25 protein-coding genes, 1 tRNA gene and 1 pseudogene are annotated in these 22,916 nt (G+C 53.4%); 12 read left to right on the top strand and 15 right to left on the bottom strand.

Annotation, left to right across the window (positions count from 1 at the left end; translation table 11 throughout):
- Positions 1-152 precede the first annotated feature (152 nt).
- A complete protein-coding gene (locus ABKW30_RS15785) occupies positions 153-362 on the top strand; it encodes a DUF2842 domain-containing protein (RefSeq protein ID WP_348599900.1) in 210 nt (69 codons plus the stop codon).
- Here the strand turns inward: ABKW30_RS15785 and ABKW30_RS15780 are convergent.
- Positions 359-1,375, bottom strand: a complete 1,017-nt coding sequence (locus ABKW30_RS15780; RefSeq protein ID WP_348599899.1) for a polysaccharide deacetylase family protein — start codon at positions 1,373-1,375, stop codon at positions 359-361. The genes ABKW30_RS15785 and ABKW30_RS15780 overlap by 4 nt on opposite strands.
- Positions 1,376-1,533: 158 nt before the next feature.
- On the opposite strand from ABKW30_RS15780, the gene ABKW30_RS15775 reads away from it, so the two are divergent.
- Complete coding sequence (locus ABKW30_RS15775) at positions 1,534-2,664, top strand: GNAT family N-acetyltransferase (RefSeq protein WP_348599898.1); 1,131 nt, start codon at positions 1,534-1,536, stop codon at positions 2,662-2,664.
- A gap of 21 nt (positions 2,665-2,685) precedes the next feature.
- Here the strand turns inward: ABKW30_RS15775 and ABKW30_RS15770 are convergent, their stop codons facing one another.
- Positions 2,686-4,857, bottom strand: a complete 2,172-nt coding sequence (locus ABKW30_RS15770) for an exopolysaccharide transport family protein (RefSeq protein WP_348599897.1) — start codon at positions 4,855-4,857, stop codon at positions 2,686-2,688.
- Positions 4,858-5,089: 232 nt separating this feature from the next.
- Between ABKW30_RS15770 and ABKW30_RS15765 the strand changes: the two genes are divergently transcribed.
- The 5 genes from ABKW30_RS15765 (at position 5,090) to ABKW30_RS15745 (ending at position 10,065) form a co-directional block, all read left to right on the top strand.
- Positions 5,090-5,611: a polysaccharide biosynthesis/export family protein gene (locus ABKW30_RS15765; RefSeq protein WP_348600413.1), complete on the top strand. Its 522-nt coding sequence runs from the start codon at positions 5,090-5,092 to the stop codon at positions 5,609-5,611.
- Positions 5,612-5,620: 9 nt separating this feature from the next.
- On the top strand, positions 5,621-6,757 hold the full coding sequence (locus tag ABKW30_RS15760; protein ID WP_348599896.1) for a glycosyltransferase family 4 protein: 1,137 nt from the start codon (positions 5,621-5,623) through the stop codon (positions 6,755-6,757).
- 45 nt (positions 6,758-6,802) lie between these two features.
- On the top strand, positions 6,803-8,338 hold the full coding sequence (locus ABKW30_RS15755; protein ID WP_348599895.1) for an undecaprenyl-phosphate glucose phosphotransferase: 1,536 nt from the start codon (positions 6,803-6,805) through the stop codon (positions 8,336-8,338).
- Positions 8,335-9,588 carry an O-antigen ligase family protein gene (locus tag ABKW30_RS15750; RefSeq protein WP_348599894.1) on the top strand — a complete coding sequence of 418 codons (1,254 nt, stop codon included), beginning with the start codon at positions 8,335-8,337 and terminating at the stop codon, positions 9,586-9,588. The genes ABKW30_RS15755 and ABKW30_RS15750 overlap by 4 nt, the downstream gene beginning before the upstream one ends.
- A 240-nt stretch (positions 9,589-9,828) precedes the next feature.
- A complete protein-coding gene (locus ABKW30_RS15745) occupies positions 9,829-10,065 on the top strand; it encodes a hypothetical protein (protein WP_348599893.1) in 237 nt (78 codons plus the stop codon).
- 14 nt (positions 10,066-10,079) lie between these two features.
- On the opposite strand, the gene ABKW30_RS15740 is transcribed toward ABKW30_RS15745, so the two are convergent.
- The 3 genes from ABKW30_RS15740 to ABKW30_RS15730 all read right to left on the bottom strand — a co-directional run bounded on the left by ABKW30_RS15740 (position 10,080) and on the right by ABKW30_RS15730 (position 11,524).
- Positions 10,080-10,469: a hypothetical protein gene (locus tag ABKW30_RS15740; RefSeq protein WP_348599892.1), complete on the bottom strand. Its 390-nt coding sequence runs from the start codon at positions 10,467-10,469 to the stop codon at positions 10,080-10,082.
- A gap of 92 nt (positions 10,470-10,561) precedes the next feature.
- The gene (locus tag ABKW30_RS15735) at positions 10,562-11,212 is read right to left on the bottom strand and encodes a pentapeptide repeat-containing protein (protein ID WP_348600412.1); all 651 of its coding nucleotides are present in this window, start codon (positions 11,210-11,212) and stop codon (positions 10,562-10,564) included.
- A 235-nt stretch (positions 11,213-11,447) separates the two neighbouring features.
- A tRNA-Pro gene (locus ABKW30_RS15730) sits at positions 11,448-11,524 on the bottom strand.
- Between the two features lie 305 nt (positions 11,525-11,829).
- Here ABKW30_RS15730 and ABKW30_RS15725 point away from each other — a divergent pair.
- From ABKW30_RS15725 to ABKW30_RS15715, 3 genes and pseudogenes are all read left to right on the top strand, one after another.
- Positions 11,830-12,001, top strand: a pseudogene (locus ABKW30_RS15725) (DUF899 family protein); the annotation flags it as partial.
- A 526-nt stretch (positions 12,002-12,527) separates the two neighbouring features.
- A complete protein-coding gene (locus ABKW30_RS15720) occupies positions 12,528-12,779 on the top strand; it encodes a hypothetical protein (protein ID WP_008128362.1) in 252 nt (83 codons plus the stop codon).
- 17 nt (positions 12,780-12,796) lie between these two features.
- The gene (locus tag ABKW30_RS15715) at positions 12,797-13,114 is read left to right on the top strand and encodes a hypothetical protein (RefSeq protein ID WP_348599891.1); all 318 of its coding nucleotides are present in this window, start codon (positions 12,797-12,799) and stop codon (positions 13,112-13,114) included.
- Between the two features lie 145 nt (positions 13,115-13,259).
- Here ABKW30_RS15715 and ABKW30_RS15710 read toward each other — a convergent pair whose 3' ends face one another.
- The 6 genes from ABKW30_RS15710 to ABKW30_RS15685 all read right to left on the bottom strand — a co-directional run bounded on the left by ABKW30_RS15710 (position 13,260) and on the right by ABKW30_RS15685 (position 17,827).
- Positions 13,260-13,817, bottom strand: a complete 558-nt coding sequence (locus tag ABKW30_RS15710) for a MerR family transcriptional regulator (RefSeq protein WP_348599890.1) — start codon at positions 13,815-13,817, stop codon at positions 13,260-13,262.
- 170 nt (positions 13,818-13,987) lie between these two features.
- Positions 13,988-14,308: an integration host factor subunit alpha gene (locus tag ABKW30_RS15705; protein WP_008128366.1), complete on the bottom strand. Its 321-nt coding sequence runs from the start codon at positions 14,306-14,308 to the stop codon at positions 13,988-13,990.
- 123 nt (positions 14,309-14,431) lie between these two features.
- The gene (locus ABKW30_RS15700; protein WP_348599889.1) at positions 14,432-15,403 is read right to left on the bottom strand and encodes a beta-ketoacyl-ACP synthase III; all 972 of its coding nucleotides are present in this window, start codon (positions 15,401-15,403) and stop codon (positions 14,432-14,434) included.
- Entirely contained in the window at positions 15,400-16,488 is a 1,089-nt protein-coding gene (plsX, locus tag ABKW30_RS15695; protein ID WP_348599888.1) for a phosphate acyltransferase PlsX, read from the bottom strand. Before plsX ends, ABKW30_RS15700 begins: the two co-directional genes overlap by 4 nt.
- Before the next feature lie 201 nt (positions 16,489-16,689).
- Positions 16,690-17,256 (bottom strand): DUF177 domain-containing protein, encoded by a 567-nt coding sequence (locus ABKW30_RS15690; protein ID WP_348599887.1) that lies wholly within the window; start codon positions 17,254-17,256, stop codon positions 16,690-16,692.
- Between the two features lie 10 nt (positions 17,257-17,266).
- The gene (locus ABKW30_RS15685) at positions 17,267-17,827 is read right to left on the bottom strand and encodes a ubiquinol-cytochrome C chaperone family protein (RefSeq protein ID WP_348599886.1); all 561 of its coding nucleotides are present in this window, start codon (positions 17,825-17,827) and stop codon (positions 17,267-17,269) included.
- A gap of 112 nt (positions 17,828-17,939) precedes the next feature.
- Here ABKW30_RS15685 and ABKW30_RS15680 point away from each other — a divergent pair, with 112 nt between their 5' ends.
- Entirely contained in the window at positions 17,940-18,455 is a 516-nt protein-coding gene (locus ABKW30_RS15680; protein ID WP_348599885.1) for an outer membrane protein assembly factor BamE, read from the top strand.
- A 99-nt stretch (positions 18,456-18,554) separates the two neighbouring features.
- Here the strand turns inward: ABKW30_RS15680 and ABKW30_RS15675 are convergent, their stop codons facing one another.
- Positions 18,555-20,711: a sodium-translocating pyrophosphatase gene (locus tag ABKW30_RS15675; protein WP_348599884.1), complete on the bottom strand. Its 2,157-nt coding sequence runs from the start codon at positions 20,709-20,711 to the stop codon at positions 18,555-18,557.
- A gap of 448 nt (positions 20,712-21,159) precedes the next feature.
- Between ABKW30_RS15675 and ABKW30_RS15670 the strand changes: the two genes are divergently transcribed.
- The gene (locus tag ABKW30_RS15670; RefSeq protein ID WP_348599883.1) at positions 21,160-21,285 is read left to right on the top strand and encodes a hypothetical protein; all 126 of its coding nucleotides are present in this window, start codon (positions 21,160-21,162) and stop codon (positions 21,283-21,285) included.
- Here the strand turns inward: ABKW30_RS15670 and nusB are convergent, their stop codons facing one another.
- Genes nusB through ABKW30_RS15655 form a run of 3 tightly spaced genes read right to left on the bottom strand, consistent with a single transcriptional unit; the run spans position 21,286 to position 22,916 of the window.
- Positions 21,286-21,792 carry a transcription antitermination factor NusB gene (nusB, locus tag ABKW30_RS15665; protein ID WP_348599882.1) on the bottom strand — a complete coding sequence of 169 codons (507 nt, stop codon included), beginning with the start codon at positions 21,790-21,792 and terminating at the stop codon, positions 21,286-21,288.
- Between the two features lie 3 nt (positions 21,793-21,795).
- On the bottom strand, positions 21,796-22,257 hold the full coding sequence (locus ABKW30_RS15660) for a 6,7-dimethyl-8-ribityllumazine synthase (protein WP_122084642.1): 462 nt from the start codon (positions 22,255-22,257) through the stop codon (positions 21,796-21,798).
- 44 nt (positions 22,258-22,301) lie between these two features.
- Positions 22,302-22,916, bottom strand: a complete 615-nt coding sequence (locus tag ABKW30_RS15655) for a riboflavin synthase (RefSeq protein WP_348599881.1) — start codon at positions 22,914-22,916, stop codon at positions 22,302-22,304.

Below are 22,916 nucleotides of genomic sequence, written 5' to 3'. Positions count from 1 at the left end.
CTGTAGCGTCGGATAGGTGAAGCATCTGGAGAGTGATGACAAGCACCGCTTACGCGACAAGCAGTCGCGTTTACCAAACATGCAGGGCTTTTTTACTTTTCGCCGGGAGATTTTACAGATAGATCAGGCACAACGCTAAATTGGAAAGCATTATGCCCGTAAGGCTGAAGAAACTCATCGGAACATTCTTCCTCGTCGCGCTGGTCTGCGTTTACGCAATCGTCGCTACGATCTTCGCCGTGGCACTGCTCGGTGATGCCAGCCCGTGGATACACCTGCTGTATTTCTTTGGAACAGGTATTCTTTGGGTAGTGCCGGCAATGTTCATTATCAGCTGGATGGAAAAGGCGCCCAAAGCCTAGGCTTGCACGACGCGCCTGCCCGCATTGGCAATCGGCGTCGTTGCGCCGCTCATCATGGTTTTCGCGTAGACCAGCTTCTGAAAACGGCCATTGATGGAGATACGCGGCAGTATGTGCATATGCGCGCGATGTTCGGCGTGAATAGTGCCGTGGCGCGTCGTTACCGCCGAAGCGAAACCTTCCTGCGCGGCGAGTATTGCTTCGCGTTCACCCGCAGCCCTTGCCGAGCCATAGGGATATGCAAAATGTTGCGGACGCCTGCCGAGTTTTTCTTCCAGCATATCGGCTGATTGCCGCATTTCGAAAGAAACCATTTCGGCGGTCAGTCGCTTGAGATTGTAGTGATGAATCGTATGCGCGCCGATAGTGCATAGCGGGTCGCTGGCAATCTGGTGTAACTCCTTCCAGCTCATCACATCCCAGTCTGCCCCAACACCGCAGATCATCCCTTGGGCATCACACATCTGGCGCAGAACCGGCATCTGCTGAAGCTCGGTCAATGTCTCGGTGAAATAGCGCATGAGTGCGTGAAACGTCGCACGCTTCTGGAACATGGTCGTGCAGCGCCACTCCTGCCCGTTCGGCGCTTTGATGAAATCAGCCTTTGCGACCAACAGTTCCAGCACTTCCCACCACAGAACAGCCGCGCCTTCCACAAGCCCGGGCGTCGTGTAAATTGTGAAGGGCGTGCGGTGCTTTTGAAAGACCGGATAGGCATGATGGAGATTGTCATTATAGCCATCGTCCAGTGTGACTGCTGCAAAACGCCGTCCGCCCTGCTGCCCTGATGCAATACGCGCAACCGCCTCATCCATCGAGACAAGCTCGATGTCTTCCGACTTCAGCGAGACCAATATCTGATCGAGAAAGGCTGGCGAAATGGAGAGAGAACGATTGACGCCGAGCGGGCTGGTGCAATCCGGGCGTACTCTGTGAAGCATGATGATCGAGCCGAGCCCACCAAGGCGCGCGCGGGCACGCGATGCAAAGCCGCTATGCCAAGCGAGCCTCATCACGGCCTTACGTATTAAATCGGCCGCGTGGACCATTCCTTCACCAATTTTACTTTATGTAGAAGCAACCAAATAGTTATTGCTCAAATAGAGCAGACTAAATGCTAACAAGAGATTGATCACCCTCGTCGTAAATTGTCTTTTCGTGGAACGCAAGAATGAACAATCGGCAGCTTGAAGCAAAAATACTCGTCGATTGCCACGATATCCGGACCGCATGGGCTGAATTTGGTACGGATTTCACATCAGGCGCCTCTCAAACAGCGCGCTGGATCACCCTTTGGCAATCGTTCGTCAATCGCGATTGTTTGCTTGCAGCGCTATATCTGGAACAGCGGCCCGTCTTCATTCTACCGCTTGAAGTTGAAAAAACCGGGCCACTTCGCATCGCGATATTTGCTGGCGGACCTCATGCAAACTGTAATTTCCCCGCCGTTTCAACAGGTCAGAGCGTAAACGTTGGTGAACTCCGCCTGTTGTTCAGTGCCCTGCACGAGGCTCGCCCGGACATTGACCTTGTTTCACTGACCCGGCAGATGAGTGAACTTGACGGCGTTGCCAACCCGTTGATGCAACTTCCAAGCCGGGTGAATGCCAATGTCAGCCTTGGCATTACGCTTGAGGGAAATTTCGAGACGGTTCTTGCCAGAAGCAATTCGAAACGCAAAAAGAAAAAGCACCGGCACAATATGCGCAAGTTCGAAGATGCTGGTGGTTTCAACATCCTTGCCGCGACAACGCCCGATGAAACGACGGCAATGCTTGACAATTATTTCGAGTGCAAGGCAACACGACTTGCCAAAGCGGGCATCAAAAACACTTACGACCCTTACGGCGTGAAGGACTTTTTCAAGAGGCTATTTGCGGAGGAAGTTACCACGCCCTCACCGCGCTTTCAGTTGAAAGCTTTGAAGGTTGCCGGACAGTATCGCGCTGTGCTCGGCAAATCCCATGCCGCGCGCCAGACCTTCATCGACTTCGTCGGCATTACGGAAGACGAGCTGGTTAGCGCCAGCCCCGGAGAATTCCTGTTCTTCGAAGATATAGCTGCGAGCAGCGAAACTGATCTTGAGATTTATAGTTTCGGTATCGGGGACGAACCCTACAAGCGAAGCTGGTGCGATATAGAGTTACCAACCTATGACACTGATATCAGCCTGACAGCAAAAGGCCGGATTTTTCAGGCGTGGCTGCGCGTCCGCCGCAAGCTGGTGCGCATGATCAAGAAAAACGAGCTTGTCTGGTCGAAGGTAAAAAAACTTCGCTCAATGCTGCGCGGCGCGCGCTAGAGCATTTCCCAGGAAATTGCTCTAGCCACGTCGCACGAGTTTTCCTGCATCAAGCCGCAATTCGTCAGGCTCGAATGGCGTGAGCAAATTTGGCTCAAGGATGCGCGCTTCGTAAACAGCCTTTGCCGTAACGGCGACATCAGGATCGTCGGGGTTGACCACGCCGAGAATAAGCTCGGTGCCTTCAGCCAGCAAATGTTTCAATTCATCTACCGTCGCAGGTCCGCTATCGACCACAACGAGATCGTAAGCAGATTGCAATGCATTCAGGATCATCGGAAGCCGACCCACAGATTGCATGGCTTTGACCGGATCGTGATTTCCGAGCGGAATGATCTCGGCATGAGAATAATGGTCAAGGTGGATGACGTCGCTGAAATGCTTTTCCGAGACAAGCAGATTGGTGATACCGGGCAGATTGCCGTCATCAAGCATGGAACGTCCAATTTCAGGCGATCCGGTCATATCAACAAGAATGACACGTACACCCCTGTCTGCAAGTTCGCGCACCAGCAGGATGGTCAGTGCAGAAGCTTCATCGCCTTCCGGTGAAACGACAACCGCCCTTGCAGCACCACTCGCCATGAGGCGGTCAGCCACATTGTCGATGCCGGTATGATCAGCCTCAATCGGCTGCGCTGCCTGCGGCAAGACGGCAGCAGAAGGCATAGTCTCCGGTTCCGGCTCCTGGACAACGGGAGTTTCTACAACCGCTTGTACAGGTTCTTCTGCAACATCCGGCATGATTGCAGGCTGAACCAATGGCCGGATCGGCGCTTCCTCAAAGCCGGATGCCGGACGCAAGGCGCGGCCACTGAACAGGGCATGAAGCAGCGTGCCGATGCTCAAGATCAACAATGAAGCGACGAAGGCCGCAAGTGTCATCGGAATCTTTTTGGGGAAATAAGGCTCAACGGGCCGGTCCGCGCGCGAGAAGATGCGGGCATCGGCTGGCATGTAACCCCGGTCATTGCGTGAGGAAGCTTCGCGATAACGCGTCAGATAGGATTCCAGCAATTGGCGCTGCGCTGTTGCTTCACGTTCCAGCGCCCGCAATTCCACTTCTTCTTCACCGGCGCGCGATGACTGCGCCTTGAGCTGATTGAGCGAGCGGTTCAGCTCTGTTTCACGTAAGCGCGCCGTCTCCGCCTCGTTTTCAAGGCTTGCGAGCACCTTGCGCGCTTCGAGCCTTATTTGCCCGTTCAGATCGGCTAGCTGTGAGCGCAATGCCCTGATCCTCGGGTGCCCGCTCAGCAAGGAGGCAGACAAATCGGCGATATCATTATTGAGCTGAACCTGACGTTCCCGCAGTCTCTGGATCAATGGTGAAGCAATGACATCAGGCAGGGTTTCTGCCTGCGCTCCACTTTGCAGGGCAGCGCGTACGCTTGCGGCGCGCGCCTCGCTTGCTGCCCTGTTGGCCCGGACCCGTGACAATTCACTGGAAAGTTCTGAAAGCTGCTGCGTTGCCAATACGGCATTGTTCTGGCCGATCAGAAGATCGGAAGAGCTGCGATAGGCGGCAACTTTTGCCTCCGCATCCTTGACCCGCTTGCTGAGGTCGGCAATCTCCGGCTGTAGCCAACCTGTAGCGTCCGTATTGATCTCGGACTTCGCCGCTTGCTGCCTGGCCATATACTCATCGGCAATGGCGTTTGCGACAGAGGCAGACAGGGCCGCATCTTTAGACGAGAACTGCACAACGATGACGCGGGATTCCTGAACGCTATAAATGAGCAACCGGTCGCGCAGCGCCTGTAATATATAGTCCGTGCGGGTTTCGTCGCTCATGCTGCGGACAAGCCCGACAGCACCCAGGAGTTTGGAAATTGAAGAAGGCTCCGCAGCCGCTGTCAGCTCGGCATTTTTTGCCAGGTCAAGTTTGGCGATAACACCGCGCAGCACTTCGGACGAACCAATCAATTCGACCTGGCTTTTGATTGCCTCCTGATCAACCACAGGCCGGTCATCCGTCTGCTGGTTGGACGGGCGGGTGAATACAGATTCACGAGCTTCGATGAGTATGCGTGTCTCGGCACGATATTTGGGTGACACCATGGACAGGGCAACAAATGTCAAAGCTGTGATGAGCAACGTACCGACGATAATGCGGCGCCTGTTTTGCCAAAGACTGGCAAAGAGCGCACCCATATCAATATCCACATCATTGCTTGCAGACTTGGCCTGAGCCATGCGACCACCCCATTACATAAGCCTTAATAGTAAAGACGTATGGTAACCACCAAGTTAAGACATTAGGACCCGAACCCCAGCCCCTAAAACACCCATAGATACCGCGGGCTTTACCAGCCATTAACCCTAATGAATTGATAATGCGACCAGAGAATCGACAAGCTCGTTGCAAGTTAGGGTCCGAACCGTGTTCAGCAAGCAGATATTTCTGGTAACCATAGGCGTTGTCTGCATGACGCTTGGCGGTTGCGCCAGCTACCGCCCCGCCCCTCCTGCTTTTAACGAGGCGATCAACAAGCCTTACATGCTCGATGCCGGTGACCGCATCCGTTTGACGGTCTTCGAACAGGAAGGCATTACCAACATTTATAGCGTCGATCAGGCCGGCTACATTTCCATTCCGCTTATCGGCAGCGTGCCTGCACGTGGCAAGACCATCCAGCAGATCGAGGCAGCCGTGGCAGCCAAGCTCAAGCAAGGTTATCTGCGCGATCCGGATGTTGCTGTGGAGATCGACCGCTATCGTCCGGTTTTCATCATGGGCGAAGTCGGAGCTGCCGGACAATATTCATATGTTCCCGGCATGACTGCTCAGAAGGCGATTGCAGCGGCGGGTGGATTTAGCGCCCGTGCCAACCAGAAGGATGTCGATATTACACGACAGTTCAACGGCGAAAGCCTAACCGGCCGCGTGACGATCTCCGATCAGGTGTTGCCGGGCGACACGATCTACGTGCGCGAACGCTTTTTCTGATTTCCGGTAATGACGACCAACCGGTCACTTCGGATTGTTCACTGCTTCCGCGCTCCGGTTGGCGGCGTTTTCCGTCACGTTCGCGATCTGGTTTCAGCCCAAAATGCAGCAGGCCATCAGGTCGGCGTCATTTGCGACGCAACGACCGGCAGTGCGCTTGAAGAAAAGCTCCTCGCTGATCTTGGCAATAATCTTGCACTGGGACTGGTACGCATCCCGATGCAGAGAAAAATCGGGCCAGGAGATGCCGTTTCTGCTTTTCGGACATACAAGACAATCAAGAAATTGAAGCCTGACATTTTGCATGGGCACGGCGCCAAAGGTGGCACTTATGCAAGAGTTTTCGGCTCACTGTTACGGGTATCTGGTGTTAGCGTTGCCCGTTTTTATTCGCCGCATGGCGGCAGTCTCCATTACGATCCGACAAAACTTTCCGGAAAGCTCATTTTCCGGATTGAACGACTAATGGAGCGTATGACTGATCGCATTATATTTGTTTCGCAATTCGAGCGTGACACCTATGTACGAAAGGTCGGAGAGCCGCGTTGTGCCAGCGCGCTCATTCACAACGGCCTGTCGGTACAGGAATTTGATCCGGTAGTGGAAAACGATCCGGCAGCGGACTTTCTTTTTATCGGGGAACTACGCGCTCTGAAAGGTCCTGACATTTTCATCGAGGCTCTGGCCAAAGCAGGTTCATCGGGCGGGCGGAAGCTGACGGCAGCCATCGTTGGAGACGGTAAAGATCGTGCTGCCCTCGTTGAGCAGGCAAAGCATATTGAACAGCAGGCAGAGATTACCTTTCTGCCGCCTATGAAGGCCCGTGAAGCGTTTCGACTGGCCAAAATAGTCATTGTACCATCCCGCGCCGAAGCCCTGCCCTACATCGTGCTGGAGGCACTGGCCGCAGGCAAGCCACTGATCGCCAGCCGGGTCGGCGGAATTCCAGAAATTCTGGGTGATCAATCATTTGCACTGGTGCGGCCTGACGCAACCGAACTTGCGCAGAAAATGACCACTGCGATTGGCGATATTGCCGCCTACCGGCGATGCCTGCCGGACGCTGATACGTTGAGAAAAAATTTTAGTGCAGACAGCATGGCCACCCGACTGGAAGCGGAATATTTCGTCTCACTTAGTCGCTAAATATCAAGTCTTTTTTAGCGCATCTATGCTACTTACAGTGGCATCATGAAAGATAACAACCAAAAGCTCACACGAGAGTCCGTTCGCAACCTGCCGCCGGACGCAGATCAATTGTCAGCGACCAGGAATACACTCAGCCCAGTCGCCTACACGATAGCATCGCAGTATGCACAGTCGACCAATTCGCCAGTAATGATCAGCGGGATCATGCGCATTATCGAATTCATGATTGTCGCTGTGTCCGGCATTGCTGTTTATATCTATTATGTGGGTGCATCGCCGAGTCTCTTCCTGCATTATCTGCTGGCAGTTTTGTCGACCGCGACCGTGACCGTATTCATGCTGGAGCTGACTGACAGCTATCAGCTGGCAACGATGCGCGACCCTTTCAGCAAATTCGGACGGCTTGTGCTTACCTGGTCCGGCACTTTTGCAATAATGTCGCTTGCGGCTTTCTTCCTCAAAATATCCGAGGACTACTCGCGTGTCTGGTTCGGGGTATGGTTTCTGTCCGGACTGATACTCTTCGTTGCATTCCGGCTGATCATGTCGCGACTGATCCGGCGCTGGGCCCGCAACGGAAAAATGGAACGGCGTGCCGTTATTGTCGGCGGCGGCAAGCCTGCCGAAGACCTCATTCGTTCCATTGAGCAGCAGCCATACAACGATATTCGCATTTGCGGCGTTTTTGATGATCGCGATGCCAAGCGCTCGCCGCCTATCGTCGCCGGCTATCCGAAACTCGGCAATATCTCCGAGTTGATCGAGTTTGCGCGTATTGCCCATATCGACATGCTTATCGTTTGCCTGCCGATAACCGCAGAAGAGCGCGTGCTTTCGCTTTTGAAGAAGCTGTGGGTTTTGCCGGTCGATATCCGGCTGTCAGCGCATAATAATCACCTCCAGTTCCGTCCGCGCGCCTATTCCTATATCGGGTCGGTCGCAATGATCGACCTCTTCGACAAGCCGATCAATGATTGGGATTCTGTCGCCAAACGGGCGTTCGATATATTTTTCAGTCTGGTTGGCATTGTTGTCTTCAGCCCGATCATGCTCGCAACGGCGATTGCGATCCGGATGGAAAGCAAGGGCTCCGTCATCTTCAAGCAGCAGCGCCATGGCTTCAACAACGAGATAATCGAAGTCTGGAAGTTCCGCTCCATGTATACGGAAATGTGCGACCCGACAGCACGCAACGCTGTGGTAAAGAACGATCCACGCGTTACCCGTGTCGGGCGGCTCATCCGCAAAACTTCCATCGACGAACTCCCACAATTCTTCAACTCGCTGATGGGTACATTGTCGCTGGTCGGCCCCCGCCCTCATGCCATTGCCGCCCACTCGCATAACCTGCTCTACAACGATGTCGTGGATGGCTATTTCGCCCGGCACAGGGTCAAACCCGGCGTGACCGGATGGGCGCAAATCAACGGTTGGCGCGGTGAAATCGATACAAACGACAAGATCAAGATGCGAACGGAGTTCGACCTGTATTACATCGAGAACTGGTCACTCTGGCTTGATCTTAAAATTCTGTTTCTCACGCCCGTACGGCTGCTGAACACGGACAACGCCTATTGAGCACCGTCACCCATCAGGCTTTGCCAAGCGGGATTGATCGCGCTGCCAAGAACAGGGCGCTGATCAGGCTGATTTCAAATTTTGCGGTTGGATTCGGCGTATTTCTCAGCGGGTTCGTTATCGATGAGCCTGCGCCCTATGAACTTTACATGGTCGGACTGATAGCGATTTGGGCCCTGTTCGGATTGCGGCTTTCGCAGGTCAGTAGCGTACTGCTCGCCATTCTGGTGATATTCAACATTGGCGGCGTCATCTCCATGGGACAAATGTCCGATCTGAAGACGGCTCCCATGTATCTCGCCGTCTCACTGTTTCTTTCGCTGACCGCTGTGTTTTTCGCAGCGATCATCAACAATGATTATCGCATTCTGAAAGTCATTTTCGGCGGCTATGTGCTGGCAGCAGTCTGTACGTCACTGCTCGGCATACTTGGTTATTTCAGTGCTTTCCCCGGAGCAGAACTTTTTACCCGCTATGGGCGGGCGATGGGCGCTTTCCAGGACCCGAATGTTTTCGGGCCGTTCCTGATGCTGCCTTTTGCCTGGCTGATACATGGCGTGCTGGCTGGGAGCCTGCGTGCCCTACCCCTGCGCCTGATACCAATTCTCATTCTGACGCTGGCAATTTTCCTCTCGTTCTCCCGCGCCGCATGGGGCATGGCTCTGCTTATCATCGCCGGATTGGCGATACTGCTGTTTATCCGCAATCCAAGCCCGCTCTTCCGCATGAGAATCATCATCATGGCAATCGTGGCGGTTGCGGTAGCCCTGATCGCCATCGTCATTGCATTGCAGATTCCCAGTGTGGCTGAACTCTTCAATGCACGCGCACAACTTGTACAGGACTATGATGATGCGCAGTTTGGGCGTTTCGCCCGCCATTGGTATGGATTGCTGCTGTCGATCGACCATCCGCTCGGCATAGGGCCTTTGGAGTTCGGACCTATCTATGGAGAAGACACCCATAACATCTGGCTGAAAGCCTCGCTGGACTACGGCTGGGTCGGCTTTATAAGCTATTTCACACTGACAATGCTGACGCTTGGGTTCGGGCTGCGGTATCTGTTTCGTGACAGGCCATGGCAGCCATATCTCTTATGCGCCTACCTCGCCTATGTTACCCACGTGGTCGTAGGCAACGTCATCGATACGGATCACTGGCGTCATTTTTATTTACTGGTCGGGATAATCTGGGGCTGCGCCGCACTTGAGTTAGGCAAAAAATACCAAGAAAAGCGACAACGATACTGACGTTGCTTTAAGATGAAAATAGTGCTCGACTTTCGTTTTTTATAATGCTCGTGACGTTTTCCGGAATTGAACGGATCAACTTTGAATGATATCGTTTTAGCTGTAGTTATATTTTGATGCCCGCAGGACGTGATCGTAATATCCAAATTGTATTCTTGCATGCCGCATATTTTGCCAGATAGGCCATTCGCATTTATGACGAGCGACATCCAGAACAAAAAAATAGGATGGAAGCCATAATTGACATTTTTGAATGAAGGTAATCCGAACTATTCAAAGTCTGAGGGGGAACTCATGCAGCGTGCGCTCGACCTTGCTGCAGAAAAACTGGGGATTCCTGACGAGAACAGCAGCGAGCGCAACTCGTTGATGCGCTTTGTTCGTGCAGCCTTCATAATCGGAAATCGCGATGTCAACGCAATCGCGAGCTTTACCGTGGATGCAATCCTGATCCGGCGCAAAAATGCGCACCACTAGAGCACGGGAGCGCCTTAGTTGCCGATGCGCGCTGTGCCAGCTGCGCCGTCATCGCGTAACCACGAGATAGTGTTATCTCCGGTCTTGGCAATAGTGAAACAGAACTGGCGGCCCTTATACCAGGTTGGCCATTGCTGGCAGAGTTTCTTGCCTTCGACCCACCATTTGCCGACCTCTTTGGGCGCAAACATGCTCGCGGCCGATATGCCGGATACATCACCGGAGACCTGGCCATTGCTCTTGTAATTCAATGGCAGTTCCGTACCGAACGGCGTCGACAGGAATATTCTTTCGCCGCTAACAAGCTTCTTGATTTCAGGACCGGAAAGGTCGTCCGCAATGGCGGGGCCGATAACAGCAATTATCGCCCCCGTAACGATAACTCTTGCTAAAACATTCCTCACAGCTGCACTCCATCAGCAATCCAACTTGATCTCCTGAAAGGAATACGGCTCTGAGCGCCGACCGGTTCACCGGGAAATGCTGTTAGTATAATCTAGTCCGGCAAATCAGGCGGGCATGGCCAGTTGGCTGGCGCAGCAAGGCCTTCCGGCAGTTTGGTTGAACCATCCCCACACGCCAGATCGAGCTGTGCCTGCTGCAAACCCTTGGCCAATGAAAGGTCCAGCCCTTCTATGCGCGTGCGAAACATGAAGGCCTTGTCGAAATTGAGGACGCCTTGGGTGATTGCCCCGGTAAGATCAGCGCGCGACAGATTGGCCAAGCTGAAATTGACGCCGGACAGGTTGGCTTTCTGGAAGTTCGTACGCCCAAGTTCAGCCTTGGCGAGATTTGCCGACGACAGATCAGCTTCGGTAAAGTTTGCCCGCTGCAATTCGGAACTGCCAAACGTTGCATTGGCTGCGGACAGCTTGGAGAAGTTTGAACGATAGGCCTCGATGCGATTGAAATTCGCTTTCGCAGCAGTCGCTCCGGCCAAGGACGCGCGTATCAGTGTGGCCTTTTCGAAATTGGCAGAACCCACATTGGCTGAGCTGAGATCCGTTCCGGTAAAGTCGGCTCCCGAGAGATTGGCGCCCTCAAGGTTGCTTCCGGGGATAATGATGCTTCGCTTGGTGCACTCGCTCCAGTCGAGACCGGGTTTCGCCATGCTTCCGCACTGTGCGGCAGTTGCCTTGCCGGCCATCAACGCCAGTACTGCAACCACCGCAAATGGTATCGCGAAATGGCGGGCAGTTTTGGTTTTAGTGGCAAGGATACGCATTTCGTTCACTCCCCATGACCTATTGAAGCAAGTCATATTATTTAGCTAACGATGCGCGTCACAGAATACCAGAGCAAATGGCAAAAAAGCCGGGCAATCACTTGCTCCGGATTTTTGAGTATAGTTTTTGCCAATTATTTGTAATCATTGCAGAAAATGGTCGGAGTGGCCGGATTCGAACCGACGACCCCTTGACCCCCAGTCAAGTGCGCTACCGGGCTGCGCTACACTCCGACATTTTCTGCACTCGCGTTCTGCAACCTGACCTTGGCTGGCTGCATAATACGCAATCACGGCGAAATCCCTAGATTACCAAGCTTTTTATAGCAATACCCAAAGCCAAAGAAATAGAACAAACTACACACAAACACATGTCGCCACCGCTTTTGGGCACCCTTGGAAAGGCTGCTCAATACTCCAAATGGCGTCGCCATACCGATAGCTACTCTTTGGAGAATCGCAAACCACTCCTCTTCCCTCCCCATGCCGAATAATCCATCCAGTCGTTGCTCATCACCCTCGTTAGCGCTGAGTGCGAAGATGAAGCAGCCATGAATGTGTTTACCCGGCGCGATGGTGTGATCCATCATGTCTGGAGTGGCGGGATGGGCGGCAAACTGCCGATCCGGGGCAAGACCCTCGCGGAGCGCCGGACCCGATGCCGCTCTGGAACATTCTGGACATGACGCCGGAAGGACGGGCAGCGACTGATATCCCAAACTCGATCACGAAAACTACGTGGATAGAAGCCGATTAATGACCACAAGATGCGTTTTCTGTCGTTATTCGGGTTGATTCATGACTAGGACATCGGCACACTTTTTCCAAAAACAGGGGAAGAGGTGCCATGTCCATGCTTACCATCTCCGTCGCATTCATCATCGCCACCTGGGCGGCGTGTATGCTGTTTCCGTATGAAGGCTAGTCTGGAGACAACTTCAAACGGAGTGAATACTCAAATTATATATCAGATTGGTGCCCTCTATGCTCGCCAATGTGGCTGCAAGCCCTTCTGAGACACATATTGCAAAGGCATTTGAGGTTGCTGCGTACATGATCCGGGGGTTGAATATACCAAGCTCGATGGCAGCTTTTAAGATAGTCCATGTTTACCAGCGTCCAGATCCATCAGCGTGATCGGCGCTTTGTACGCGTTTCTTATGGCAGCCATTTTGATGCGGAACATTCAGCAGAGCAGACCGTTATAAGCTCGTGTGTTAAACAGGAGCATTGAACTATGGCAATTTTTTCCAAGAACGCAGACGACATCCAGGGTGACGTAGAGGCGCAGATTGCTGCCCTACGCAAGGAAATCTCAAAGATTTCTGCAAGTCTGTCGGATTTGGGCTCCGAGCGGTTTGACGAGGTAAAGCGTGTTGCAACCAAGCAAGCCCGCTATGCCGCCGATACGGCAAAGGAAAACCCGGTTGCCACTTTGGCTATTGTCGCGGGTGCGGCACTATTGATTGGTCTTTTTTCCCGCCGTTAAACTGAAGGATCAGCATCATGGACGATATAGCCGATACAATTCAAAGCGAGGCTGATAAGGCACGCTTGAAAAGTGAGATCGCCCAGCTGAAGCGCGACCTCGCCGCCATAACCAAAACATTGGCCGATAAGGGTAGCAGGGTCATTGACGATCTGACCGAGGATGAAGACGAAGATTATTCAACTGCGCGTGCCATCGGACGTCGGGGAGTCAGGGCTGCCAACGCAATTGGTCATCAAGCCAAACGCGTCGGCGATATCCCGACACAGAACTCAATTTCTACACTGGTCATGATAGCTGGGCTTGGCGTCATCATCGGAATGCTGGCACGTTAAAAATTTTAGATGAGCCGGAACCATTATGTTTCTGGCGCATTTTATAAGTACACTGGTCCCCCAACCAGTCAGGCTGTTACCCCGCAGCCACAAAACCCGGCCATCGTGCCGGGTTTTATTTTGACCTGGTTGAGTTTTGAGACGCTTAGCGCACCTGATCCAATAGCCGCTTGCATTCGAGCAGGTCGAACAATGTTTCCTGAAGCAGCGCGCGATTGTCCTTGGAAAGGCGTTTGCCGTCTGCTGCTACCGGTCCCTCGTCATCGCCCTTGATCAGCCCGAACAAGCGTCTGCCATGCGGAGAAGCTTTCGGAGCACCCATGACAGCTGCCTCCTCATCGGCGTCTGCACGGCTTTGTTCTGCCGCCAAGGCTTCTTCCTGACGGGCGTGAGCCTGCTTCTGCTGACTGATGGTTTCGGCTGCAGCAATATCACCGCTGCCGAGCGCTATGATGAATTGCGTGCCGTTCTCTCGCAGAAGGCGCTGGACGCCCTTTATTGTGTAACCCTGATCGTAAAGGAGATGGCGGATGCCCTTGAGCAGGTCGACATCCAGCGGACGGTAATAACGCCTTCCGCCGCCACGTTTCATCGGTTTGATATGCGTGAAACGGGTTTCCCAAAATCTCAGGACGTGCTGCGGCAAATCCAGATCTTCGGCAACTTCGCTGATGGTTCTAAATGCGTCGGGACTCTTGTCCATGATTTCACCTTTGAGCCAAAGCGTTACTGCGTCCTTTTATGCGCTATGCGCACGGCGCAGTAAGGAGAAATTCTGATTCGACGTGTATTTCAGCGGTTTATCAGCAATTTTTCAAGCTTGGTGCGAGATTACCCCACAGCAATCTCGCCAAGCGCGCATCAGACCGGCTATCAGGCGGACTTTTTCTTGCGTGTTTGATGCGAGCGCAAAATGCGCTGTTTCAATACATTGGACGCTTTGAACGTCATCACACGACGCGGCAGGATCGGAACTTCCTCACCCGTTTTCGGATTGCGCCCGATTCGTTCGTTTTTGTCCCGGACCTGAAATGTCGCAAATGACGACAATTTAACGGTCTCGCCGCGGACGATTGCATCACAGACCTCATCAAGGATGGTCTCGACAAGTGACGCTGACTCAGTGCGTGAAAGCCCTACCTTGCGATAGACTGCTTCAGCCAGATCAGCGCGCGTAATGGTTTTACCCCCCATACGATCTCAAAGCTCTCGTTTGTTGCAAAACTATCGGTGACAGCGGAAGTTATAGGATGAAAACTAATCGGGCAAGCAGGATGGGAAACTTCGTTACCTAATCTGCAAACCCGACCGGGTTGGCTACCACCGTAGCAGAACTGCACCCCACGTAAAGCCCCCACCCATGGCTTCAAGCAACACCACGTCACCCTCTTTGATCCGGCCGTCAGCGACAGCCGACTCAAGAGCTAAGGGTACTGAAGCGGCTGAAGTATTTCCGTGCTGGTCGACTGTTATGACGACCTTCTCCGGGGGCAAGTCCAGCTTTTTGGCAGTGGCATCGATGATACGCTTGTTTGCCTGGTGCGGAACAAACCAATCGATATCCGCCGCCGTAATTCCTGCGTCGGAAAGCGATGCTTCGATGACATCCGTAACCATACCGACAGCGTGTTTGAAGACTTCGCGGCCTTCCATGCGCAGGTGACCGACAGTCTGCGTCGATGACGGTCCGCCATCAACATAGAGCTTCTGCTTATGCGAGCCATCAGAGCGGAGATTGGCCGTGAGGATACCGCGATCGGACGTCAAACCCCGCCCTTCATTGGCTTCCAGAATGAGCGCACCGGCACCATCACCGAAGAGAACGCAGGTCGTGCGATCATTCCAGTCGAGAATGCGCGAAAATGTTTCAGAACCAATGACAAGCACGCGCTTGGCCATGCCGCCGCGAATATAAAGGTCCGCGGTTGTGACGGCGTAGACAAAACCCGAGCACACTGCCTGCATGTCGAAAGCAAAACCGTGCGTCATGCCGAGGCGAGCCTGAATATCCACTGCGGAGGCAGGGAATGTGTTGTCAGGCGTTGAGGTTGCCAGAATGATCAGATCGATATCATCAGGCGTCATGCCCGCATTGTCGAGCGCAGCGCGTGCTGCTGCTTCGCCTAGCGATGCGGTCGTCTCACCCTCGCCTGCTATATAGCGCTGGCGGATTCCCGTACGCTGGACGATCCACTCATCGGTGGTTTCAACCATACCTTCGAGATCGGCATTCTTTACAAGACGAGCCGGCTTGGCCGACCCTATCCCTTTAACAACGGAGCGGATCATTTAATTTCCTGTTGCTCTGTTTCGACATCAGCCTCTGCATCGGCTTCACCTTTGAAGGCGACCCCGACAGGGCTCTTGTGAAAATGGCTGAGATCGGCTGCGATCTTTTCGAGCAACCCGTTCTTGGCCATATCGTAACCTACATCAATGGCAGCAGCAAAACCGAGTGCATCGGTACCGCCATGGCTTTTGATAACAATGCCGTTCAACCCGAGAAAGACACCGCCATTGGTCTTGCGAGGGTCGAGCTTCTCGCGCAGGCGATCAAATGCGCCCTTGGCGAAAATATAACCGATCCTTGCCATCAGAGTGCGACTCATGGCTTCGCGGAGATATTGAGCGAACTGCTTCGCGGTGCCTTCGGCTGCCTTCAGCGCAATATTGCCGGTAAAACCTTCCGTAACAACCACGTCAACCGTGCCTTTACCGATATCATCGCCTTCGACGAAACCGTAATATTCGAGGCTCGGCAATGGAATTTCGCGCAGTATGCGCGCCGCATCCTTCACGTCATCCTGCCCTTTGATTTCCTCAACTCCAACATTCAGCAAGCCGATTGTCGGGCGTTTGATTTCAAACAGCGCACGCGCCATGGCAGATCCCATGACCGCATAATCTACGAGCTGCTGGGCGTCGGCACCGATTGTTGCACCAATATCCAGCACAATGCTTTCGCCGCGCAGCGTCGGCCAGATGCCCGCAATTGCCGGTCTTTCGACGCTTGCCATGGTTCGCAGACAGAATTTCGACATTGCCATAAGCGCGCCGGTATTGCCCGCGGATACACAGACATCAGCCTCGCCGGTCTTCACCGCTTCAATCGAACGCCACATTGACGACTTCCACCGGCCATTGCGCAGGGCTTGGCTGGGCTTTTCATCCATGCGCACAGACACATCGCAATGATGAAACGTCGACGCATTGGACAGCGCCTGATGCTTTGCCAAGAGCGGCTGAACTTCTTCTTCGCGCCCGAAAATCACAAAATGGATACCGGGGTGGCGCTCCAGCGCCGTCGCCATGCCGGGGACTACGATCTCAGGACCGAAATCGCCGCCCATGGCGTCAATCGAAATTCTAATCACTCTTGATTGTCCTGTCCTGTTCAGTTCTTAAGGTTTTTTGAAAAGACTCGGCGAAAATAGCCATTTTGCTCGCGGGCACAACCGGATTCTGCCGGCCATAAACTCACTAAGCTCAATAATCGTCCAATTCTCCCCCACACCGGCACCAAATTTTCATCGTATACCGGTAAACCGCTACTTAGTCGCAACAGGCACTACCGATCAAGTCTTCTGTTTCCAGTCCTTCAAGCCAGCAAAAGGATTGACCGGCTTTTCGTCAGGACCATCGGTTCCAAATGTCACTTCCACCGGCGGAGCTGCTTCCGCCTCGGGTTTGCGCGGGTAAGGATCGATTGCCAGTTCGAAAAATTCCTCGGCTATTGCACCTGCATCAAGGCTATCGCCAGAAAATGTCTCCGGTATGTCCGGACCATCGGCGTTTATGATCAGCTCACCATTGTCATCCAACGGCAATTTCGCCAGACGCGAATCCTGCGGAACGAAAAGGCTGTCGATTTCCGCATCGACTCTGGCGTCGATCGGCTCGAGTGTCACAACGCAGGATTGAACGATATCCGCCTTTACGGAACCCTTCACCCGAATGCCATCCTTCTTCCAGGGGATGATCTGCAAATTCGCCTTGAACGACTTCACCTCCTCAAGCTCATGAAAATCGCGCAGGGCGTCGCGCTCTTTGGCATCAGCCTCGATTTTTATCGTCAGGCCTTTTTGCGGCAATCGCTTTACCTGAACAGGAAAACTCAGCGCGCCATCCATTTTTCTAGTCATTGATATCTCCTTAAGCCTGCGGCTCGGATAGAGTGGCGGCGGCGTCTGGAAACACCAGTTTTCCGCTCGCCAAAACGTCATCGGGCTGTGTTTCCAGCAGCAATACTACCTGTTCAACATAATTTGCCAGCGCAGTGCTACCGGTCCAGCCGGCATTATCGGGACGTATGTTTCGTGCCAATGCAATTGCCAGTTCAGTCTTATCATCATTTTCGAGAGCTTTATCGTAGGACTCGATGCGGCCATAAAACATTCTTGCAAGTTTCTTCATGCGCTTTGGCACACCGGAATCGCCAATTCCAAGCTCCCGCAGTGAATGATCGACATCACGGAAAAATTCGTCGATAACTTCCTGACCAATCGATTTCAATGCATCGCCCCTGCCTTTGATACGCCGGATAAACAGAAAAACGTGCAAGGACAGCATTTCATAGCGGCCCAGAGGTGAATCCGGCACATCAAGGTCAGAATAAAAATAAGGCTGCCGCGCCGCCGCCACGATTGTTTCGTAGATGGCGATAGTTATCGCCTCATTTGCCTTGGCTTTACGGCTGAATAAACTGAGAATCATTGATTAGGCCTTCACTTGAACCGGGGACACAGCACGAGTCGCGTGTTGCATCGGACTTCAAGGTGGTTTACCGAAGTTCTGCGGGCAGCGAAAGACTTGCGCCCACTTTGAAATGGAGATGTCGTTGCTGCAGCGGATTTTCAAGACCCATAGTTCACGCGGTTATTTTCTCGCGGGAACTTTCGTTTTGGCTACAGGACTTGCCGGTTGCAATACCGCGAGCCTCAATCCTTCGGAAACATTGAGCCAAGGTTATGTTCTTGACGAGAAAACCCTAGAGTTTGTTCCTGTTGGGTCAAGCCGTGAACAGGTCATCCTTACGCTTGGCAGCCCATCGACAACGGCAACCTTCGACAACGAAGTTTTCTATTATATTTCGCAGAAACGCCATCGCAGCGTAGCCTTTTTGCAGCCCAAAGTTACGGACCGGCGTATCCTTGCGGTCTATTTCGACAAGGACAGCAAGGTTTCCAGTATAGCCAATTATGGCCTGCAGGATGGCAAGGTCTTCGATTTCATCAGCAGAACCACCCCAACGGGCGGCAAGGATCTTTCCTTCCTCGGTCAGTTGCTGCAGGGCGTTGGCAAAGCTCCTCCATCGCTTGGCGGCGGCCCAACCGGCCAATAAGGTTTCGAACAAGAAAAACCCGCGAAACCAAGTTTCGCGGGTTTTTTGTTGTTTGTGGGATGGACGCAGTTTCTTCGGAAAACTGCATCCATATTGTTGTTATTGATGAGCCAGGACAGCCAATAGCAGCAAGGCCACGATATTGGTGATCTTGATGGCAGGATTGACCGCAGGACCTGCAGTATCCTTGTACGGATCGCCAACGGTATCGCCGGTCACCGAGGCCTTGTGAGCATCCGAGCCTTTAAGGTGGCGAACACCATCCTTGTCGACGAACCCATCTTCGAAGGACTTCTTCGCATTATCCCACGCACCACCACCGGATGTCATCGATATGGCAACGAAGATACCATTGATGATAACGCCAAGTAGCGACGCGCCGAGCGCAGCAAAGGCGGAAGCCTTGGAGCCGGAGATGAGCAGCACGCCGAAATAAACGACGAGCGGCGCAAGAACCGGCAGAAGCGATGGGATTACCATCTCTTTAATCGCTGCACGCGTCAGAATATCCACTGCGCGGGCATAGTCCGGACGCTCTGTGCCCGCCATGATGCCCGGCTTTTCCCGGAACTGGCGGCGAACTTCTTCCACAACAGAACCGGCAGCACGACCAACCGCAGTCATCGCGATACCACCGAAGAGATATGGAATAAGACCACCGAAGATAAGCCCGGCCACGACGTAAGGGTTGGACAGTTCGAACGAAACCGCACCGATTCCCTTGAAGTAAGCGAACGCCGTGGAGCCAGCCTTGTCAGCCTCTGCAATGAAGAACTTCAGGTCGTTGGAATAGGCTGCGAACAGAACCAGTGCACCAAGACCTGCCGAGCCAATGGCATAACCCTTGGTAACGGCCTTTGTTGTGTTGCCGACCGCATCAAGCGCGTCGGTCGACTTGCGAACTTCCGGATCGAGACCCGCCATTTCCGCGATACCACCGGCATTGTCGGTTACTGGACCGAACGCATCGAGAGCAACGATCATGCCGGCAATACCGAGCATTGCTGTGACGGCGATACCGGTCCCGAACAATCCAGCAAGCTGGTATGTCCAGATGATGCCGCCAACGATGACCAATGCGGGCAGAGCAGTCGATTCAAGCGATACTGCGAGGCCTTGGATCACGTTTGTACCGTGACCAGTGACCGAAGCCTGAGCGATTGAATTGACCGGACGCTTGTTGGTGCCGGTGTAGTATTCCGTAATCACGACGATCAACGCAGTGACGACAAGTCCGAGAATACCGCAATAAAACAGGTTAAGCCCGGTGATGGCCTGACCATCTACAGTACCGATTTCACCCCAGCCTATTGTCGCCCATGTTGCCAAAGCAAGACCAACAATGGAAAGCAGGCCGGTTACGATCAGGCCCTTGTACAGCGCGCCCATGATGGAGTTATTCGCGCCAAGCTTGACGAAAAACGTGCCAGCGATTGAAGTAAGAATGCAGGCACCGCAAATTGCCAGCGGATACAGCATGATGCTGCTCAATACAGGTGTCGCTGCAAAGAAGATCGCTCCGAGCACCATGGTGGCAACAATCGTCACCGCATAGGTTTCGAACAGATCGGCAGCCATACCCGCACAGTCACCAACATTGTCGCCGACGTTGTCTGCGATTGTTGCAGGGTTGCGTGGATCATCTTCGGGAATACCGGCTTCCACCTTGCCGACGAGATCGCCGCCGACATCCGCACCCTTGGTGAAGATACCCCCGCCGAGACGGGCAAAGATCGAAATCAGCGAAGCACCGAAGCCGAGCGATACGAGAGCATCGATCACCGTCCGGTCAGCTGGCGCATATCCGAGAATATCGGTCAGTATCCAGTAATAGACAGCAACGCCAAGCAAAGCGAGGCCCGCAACCAGCATGCCGGTAATAGCACCTGATTTGAACGCGATCTCAAGCCCGGCAGCGAGACTGCGCGAAGCCGCCTGTGCCGTGCGCACATTGGCTCGAACCGAGACATGCATGCCAATAAAACCTGCCAGACCCGAGAGTACCGCCCCAATGAGGAAGCCTATAGCCGCCGTCCCTGTAAGCAGGAACCAGACCGCTATGAATACGACCACGCCGACAATGGCGATCGTGGTATATTGACGTGTGAGATATGCCTGTGCGCCTTCACGAATTGCACCGGCGATTTCTTGCATGCGCGCATTGCCCTGATCCGCAGCAAGCACCGATTTGGTAGCTAAAACCGCATAGACGATGGACAGCAGACCGCAGGCAATGACCAGAAACAGTATTGTCATGCCACTCCCTCAGATTTGACCGGAAAAACCCCTCCCCGGGTCAGGTTCGGTACGGCACACGCAGCTGCCAGGCCGGCAGAAACGCGACCGTATGTGTAAGGAGTAGCGAAGCAAATGCGAAAACGTCAAGGTCTTTCGTATTCAGATCAAAACGATAGACCAAAGTAGGGATTGCTGGCGGGCGAACGAAGCGCCAAAGTCGTACCTATGTTGGTCAGGAGAGGCAGCTGTTGGACGCGATTTACAATGAAAGAATCAAACTGTTTGCAACATTCCTAAACGGTGTTGGGATAGCCACGCTTGCCGTCGGCGGTTTGGCACCATTGATTGCGAGTCTCAATGGGCGAGCGGGACCAACTTTATTTCTCTCTTTTTTGAGCGCAGTTTGTTTTCTTACTGCTATTGCACTACATTATATAGCGAGCCGCTTCCTGAAGAGGATGAAGCAATGACAACCCTGCAAATGATTTCATTTATGGTTATGCCAGCAGCTGGCTTGCTGCTTGCGGGTGCGGTTCTTTTTTATGACTGGAGATATCCAGCAAAACACCATCACCGCCACGACACAAAATAATCAGCGCTTCGGGCCTTTGACGCCCTTGCTCTCACCACGAAGCTCGAACGCCAAACGATCCAGAACAGCATTGACCAGCTTTGGCTCGTCTTCGGAATAGAACGCCTTGGCGATATCGACATATTCGGAAACGATAACAGCAGTTGGCACATCAGCCTTGCCACGAAGCTCCCAAATCCCCGCACGCAATATGGCACGCAGAGTGGAATCAAGACGCGATAGCGGCCAGTCTTCCGTCAGAGCCTGCCGGATCATCGGATCAAGGGTCGTCTGATCGGCGACAACGCCAGATACAATCCCCCTGAACCATTGCGGATCGGCATCCAGATATTGCTTGCCGTCAACTTCCTTGCCGAGCCTATGTTCCTCATATTCGGCAACAACTTCAAGCACGCCGGTTCCGGCGACATCCATTTGATAGAGTGCCTGCACAGCAGCGAGCCGCGCTACACCGCGTTTATTAGCGGTCTTCACCGCCGGGGTCTGTCCATCGTTAGAAATGACCATGGTTCAGGCTCCGAGCTTATCCTTGAGGGCGATCATGGTGAGCGCCGCACGGGCAGCGAAACCGCCCTTATCCTTGTCTTCGCGGCGGGCACGTACCCATGCCTGCTCTTCATTTTCGACAGTCAGAATGCCATTGCCGATAGCAATGCTTTCCGCAACAGCCAAATCCATCAAAGCGCGGCATGATTCATTGGCAACGATATCGAAATGATAGGTCTCGCCGCGAATGACAGTGCCGAGCGCAACATAGCCATCATACTTTTTGCCGCCTTCTTCCGCTCCATCAAGGGCAAAAGAAATGACAGCAGGCACCTCAAGTGCACCGGGAACGGTCACGACATCATAAGTCGCATTGGCTTCGTCAAGCGCGAGCTTTGCGCCATTGAGCAATGCATCGGACAGTTCTTCATAGAAACGTGCTTCCACAATCAACAGATGTGGCGCACGCGCCTTGTTTTTGGACATGCTGGCTCCAGGAATTTTGTGCGGCTAAGGCCGTTTCCCTCGTCCTAGGCTGATTTCGGATATTCTGCAAGTCGCGCCGCGTATCTCGCCATCTGATCAATCTCGATATTGATCCTGTCTCCGACCTTGCGGTCGCCCCAAGTCGTCACTTCCAGCGAGTGGCGGATGAGCAGCACATCAAACTCATTGCCACTGACTGCATTGACTGTCAGCGACGTACCATCAAGCGCTACGGAGCCTTTCGGAGCAATGAAACGGGCAAGATTTTCGGGCACACGCAGGGTAAAACGAACCGCATCGCCCTCTTCCTCACGCTTGATCAAATCAGCCATCGCGTCGATATGGCCGGATACGAGATGGCCACCCATTTCATCACCAAGCTTGAGCGAGCGTTCCAGATTGATATGCGTTCCTGTTTTCCATCCGGAAATGCTGGTCAGGCGCAGCGCCTCTTCCCAGGCCTCAACCTCGAACCAGCGAGCATTGGAGCCATTTTCCGGCAATGTAGTTACGGTCAGGCAAACACCAGAACAGGAAATCGAAGCACCAATTTCGATAGTCTCGGGGTCGTAATTGGTCTCGATACGCAGAAGCACGCCTTCATTAAGCGGCTTGACCTGTCCGATCCTGCCAATATCCGTAACAATCCCAGTGAACAT

This window comes from Phyllobacterium sp. SB3 (genome assembly GCF_040009165.1).
GTDB lineage: Bacteria > Pseudomonadota > Alphaproteobacteria > Rhizobiales > Rhizobiaceae > Phyllobacterium.
The sequence above is the reverse complement of the archived record's forward strand: the minus strand, read 5'-3'. Positions and strand labels throughout refer to the sequence as shown.